General features: G+C 64.0%; 2 protein-coding genes. One reads left to right on the forward strand and one right to left on the reverse strand.

From position 1 onward, the window contains the following. Positions 1–150 precede the first annotated feature (150 nt). A complete protein-coding gene (locus tag WBQ77_RS02470; protein ID WP_424058768.1) occupies positions 151–1,275 on the reverse strand; it encodes a DegT/DnrJ/EryC1/StrS family aminotransferase in 1,125 nt (374 codons plus the stop codon). 240 nt (positions 1,276–1,515) lie between these two features. Here WBQ77_RS02470 and WBQ77_RS02475 point away from each other — a divergent pair, with 240 nt between their 5' ends. Beyond that, on the forward strand, positions 1,516–3,531 hold the full coding sequence (locus WBQ77_RS02475) for a DUF6600 domain-containing protein (protein ID WP_424058769.1): 2,016 nt from the start codon (positions 1,516–1,518) through the stop codon (positions 3,529–3,531). Positions 3,532–3,731 lie beyond the last annotated feature (200 nt).

Consider the following 3,731-nt stretch of genomic DNA (forward strand, 5'->3'; position numbering starts at 1 on the left):
AGCGCATCTTTGAATAAGACGTTTCACGGTGGTACGTCGTGTTCCCCCTGATATCCCAACTCACATTTATTATGCTCGAGTCTGAATATGACATGAACACGGCCGCTAGGGCTGAGTTTCTGTGAACTGGCGTCTGCCGGCCCCCTGCGACTACGCCACGGCCTTGCGAATAACCTCGGCGATGCGCCGCGCATCCTCGTCTGGTAGATAAGGGTGCATAGGCAGGCTCATGACCTGGTGGCAAATCGTTTCGCTCACCGGCAGAGAACCCTCGCCGCCGCCATAGGGCAGATAAGGCGCCTGAAGGTGCATAGGTTTCGGATAGTAGATGGCGGACGGAATGCCCGATTCATTCAGCGCAGCCTGGATGTCGGCGCGCCGGTCTGTCTTGATGGTATACTGTGCCCAGGCCGATTGCCGCCCGGGGATGCGCTTCGGAATCGTCACCGTGTCCATCAGCTCTTCGTCGTACACGCTTGCCAGGTGATCGCGGGCTGACAGTTCGTCTTCGAGAATCGGCAGCTTTACGGACAAGATCGCCGCCTGAATGCTGTCGAGACGCCCATTGATGCCGATGCGCGCGATCTCGTAGCGGTCGGCACCCTGGCCGTGCACGCGGATCGACTTCAGGAGCTCGGCAAGTTCGTCGTCGTCGGTCGTGATGGCGCCGCCGTCCCCATAGCAGCCGAGGGGCTTGGCGGGGAAAAAGCTCGTGCTGCTCACGGGCGCCAAGGCGCCAACGCGTTTTCCGTCATAGACCCCGCCGAAGGACTGCGCCGCATCGTCGATCAGGTTCACGTTCTCCCGTTGGGCGAGCGCGTTGATCTCGTCCCAGTCGGCGGGCAAGCCGAAGAGATCGACCCCGAGGATCGCCTTCGGTGTCAGCTTTCCTTCGGCGCGTGTGGCGGCGACCTTTGCCTCCAGGTCGGCAAGATCGATATTGAAACTGTCCGCCTCGACATCGACGAAGACGGGCGAGGCGCCCACCAGGATGATTGCTTCGGCGCTGGCGGTGAAGGTGAAGGACGGCACGAAGACCGCATCGCCGGGCCCGATGCCATAAGCGATCAGCGGCATGATGATCGCGTCGGTACCGCTCGAACAGGAGATAGCGTGGCGGACGCCGCAATACTCTGCCAGCTCGGATTCAAGCTTGGTGACGGCCGGTCCGAGGATATAGCGGCCATCGTCGAGGACCTCTTGGATCGCCTCCGCGATCTGCGGCTTGAGCCGTGCGTATTGCGTCTTCAAATCGACAAAGGAGACGCCCGACATGAAATTTCCTTCTTTTTTCTTGCGCTTCTAATCCCTGCTCTTGCCGTCGAGCGTCTGGGCCGCGCTTTCCGTAGCCAAGTCGTAGCCCCACGGCAAGGGGAGCATCAAGACGACGCAGTGTCACGCGGCGGGCCGCCTGTCCGATTGGCGCGCCGCGTTCAGGCAGGGTTCAGGTCGCCACCTCCACCCTGCTTGGCATTCTGGTCTTCCGTGCCGAGCGGCGGGCCCTTGGAGGTTTCAATGAAGCGCTTACTCTTGGCTGGTTTGGTGGCGATCACTTCGATCGCGGCCGGCGCCTTGGTTCCCGGGAAGGCATGGGCGGGCGGACCTGTTGCCCCATACGCCACGGCCGAATTCGAAATTCACCAGTTCTACGATGCGCTCGCGCCCTATGGCGATTGGGTCGCCGAACCGCGTTTCGGTCATGTCTGGTATCCGCATGCTGTGGATCCGGACTGGCGTCCCTTCACAGTCGGCAATTGGGTCTATACGGACGAACATGGCTGGTACTGGGATTCGCCCGAACCGTTTGCCTGGGCGGTCTATCACTACGGGCGTTGGGGTTACGATCGCGACTATGGCTGGTATTGGGTGCCGGGCGATACCTGGTCGCCGGCCTGGGTGCAGTGGCGCTATAGCGATGACTATGTCGGGTGGGCGCCCGAGGCTCCCGTGACCCCTGTCGGCTACGGCGGATACGGAGCGCCTTATGCGGGCTACGGGGACAACCAGGGCTATGGCGGTTACGATGGCTATGGGTCGTCCTCTATCGGCCTCGGGTTTTCCGTCGGGAGCTATGAGTACGCCGCGCCGCGCCGCTATGCGCCGGCGTACGATGCCTGGACGTTTGTCCGGCCCCGCCATCTCGTGGCGCCCGCGGTGCGCACCTACGCGGTTCCGCGCACGAGTATCTCGCTTGTGTTCAATTCGACGAAACATGTCTACCGGCCGAGATACCGGAACGGATATCGGTACAACGCCGGCATGCCGCGGGCGCATTGGTCCCGCGTGACCCATCGGCGCCTCAAGGCGCATCGCATCCACCGGGCGGCGCAGAAGCCGCGCCCCAACCGGGGACGGCCGAAGGCCCATGGACGCGGCGGCGCCCACAACATGCACGTCTATGCTCCACGCGTCAGAAAGGGCGTCGCGCCCCGCCGGCCGCCGCGTGCGGTCGCACCAAAGCCGCGCCGCAATGTTGCGGCTATGCGGTCCCGCGCCAACGGGGTGAACCGCAATCGAGCCCATCGTGCAGCGATTCCTCGGGGCGGCGCTGCAAGGTCAGGCCCGCGCAGGGCCACTGCGGTCCAGCATCCAGCTCAGCCCCAGCGCAATATGCTCGCCGTGCCCGCGCGCCCCGCACAGGTCAGCAGGCCGCGTGCGGGCGGGAGGGCCAACCAACCCAGACCGGCGGCCGTTAAGGCACGGTCCAAGAAGCGGCAACAGGCCAATCGCGGTCCTGCCCGGGCGCAGCCCGTGGCTCGACGGGTCGCCCGTCCGGGGCCTGCGAACCGGCTCGCAGCCAGGCCGAAGCAGGCAAACCTCAATCCGGGGATGGGTGCCGGCCCCCGCGTTACGCCGGGCGGGCGCAATAGGCCTCCCCAAGCCGCACGGCCTCAATCCCGGCCGCCGCAAGCGCGGAAGCCACAGGCCAAGAAGCCTCAGGCAAGAAAGCCTCAAGGCAACAAGCCGCAAGCCAAGAGGCCGCAGGCTAAGAAGGCGCAAGGGAAGCCTCCTCAGGCGAAAAGACCTCAGGGCAATAAGCCTCAGGTCAAGAGCGCCCAGAGGAAGGCGCCCCAGGCCAAAAGGGCGCAAGGCAAGCCCTCACAGGCCAACGAGCCAAAGGCGGGAAGGCCGCAAGGCAGAGAGCCTCAGGCCAAAGAACCCGAGGTGAAGACGGCCCACGCCAGAAAGCCTCAGGCTAAGAGACCTCAGGCGAAGAGACCTCAGGCCAGGAAGCCCCAGGCAAAAAAGCCTCAAGTGAAGACGGCCCACGCCAGAAAACCTCAGGCCAAGAGGCCTCAGGCCAAGGAACCACAGGCCAGGAAGCCGCAAGCGAAGAGCCCTCAGGTCAAGACACCCCAGGCCAAGAGACCTCAGGCTAAGAGACCTCAGGCCAAGAGACCTCAGGCCAGGAAGCCGCAAGCGAAGAGCCCTCAGGTCAAGACACCCCAGGCCAAGAGACCTCAGGCTAAGAGAGCTCAGGGGAGGAAGCCGCAAGCGAAGAGGCAGCAAGGCAAGAAACGGAAATCTTGACCGAGCCCCCCGAGGCGTTCCCGCGCGGGGGCTCCTATCCGATCAGTCTCTGGAGGTTTGACCGGGCTGGAGGGGCTTCTCGCGGCGGCAATAGGCTATGTGGTTCTTGCCGCCGCACACGGCCTTCGCCTTCCATCCGTCGAAGTCCTTGTCGTCGAGCGGGTCTTCGCAGGTCTCTGAGACCGGGTTGTCGGCCGCCC

Origin of the sequence: Methyloceanibacter sp. (assembly GCF_049590335.1) — a bacterium.
Taxonomy (GTDB): Bacteria; Pseudomonadota; Alphaproteobacteria; order Rhizobiales; family Methyloligellaceae; genus Methyloceanibacter.

Coding starts and splice junctions, on each gene's coding strand:
- WBQ77_RS02470 (WP_424058768.1), bottom strand. CDS start 1,275: ATGTCGGGCGTCTCCTTTGTCGATTTGAAGACGCAATACGCACGGCTC.
- WBQ77_RS02475 (WP_424058769.1), top strand. CDS start 1,516: ATGAAGCGCTTACTCTTGGCTGGTTTGGTGGCGATCACTTCGATCGCG.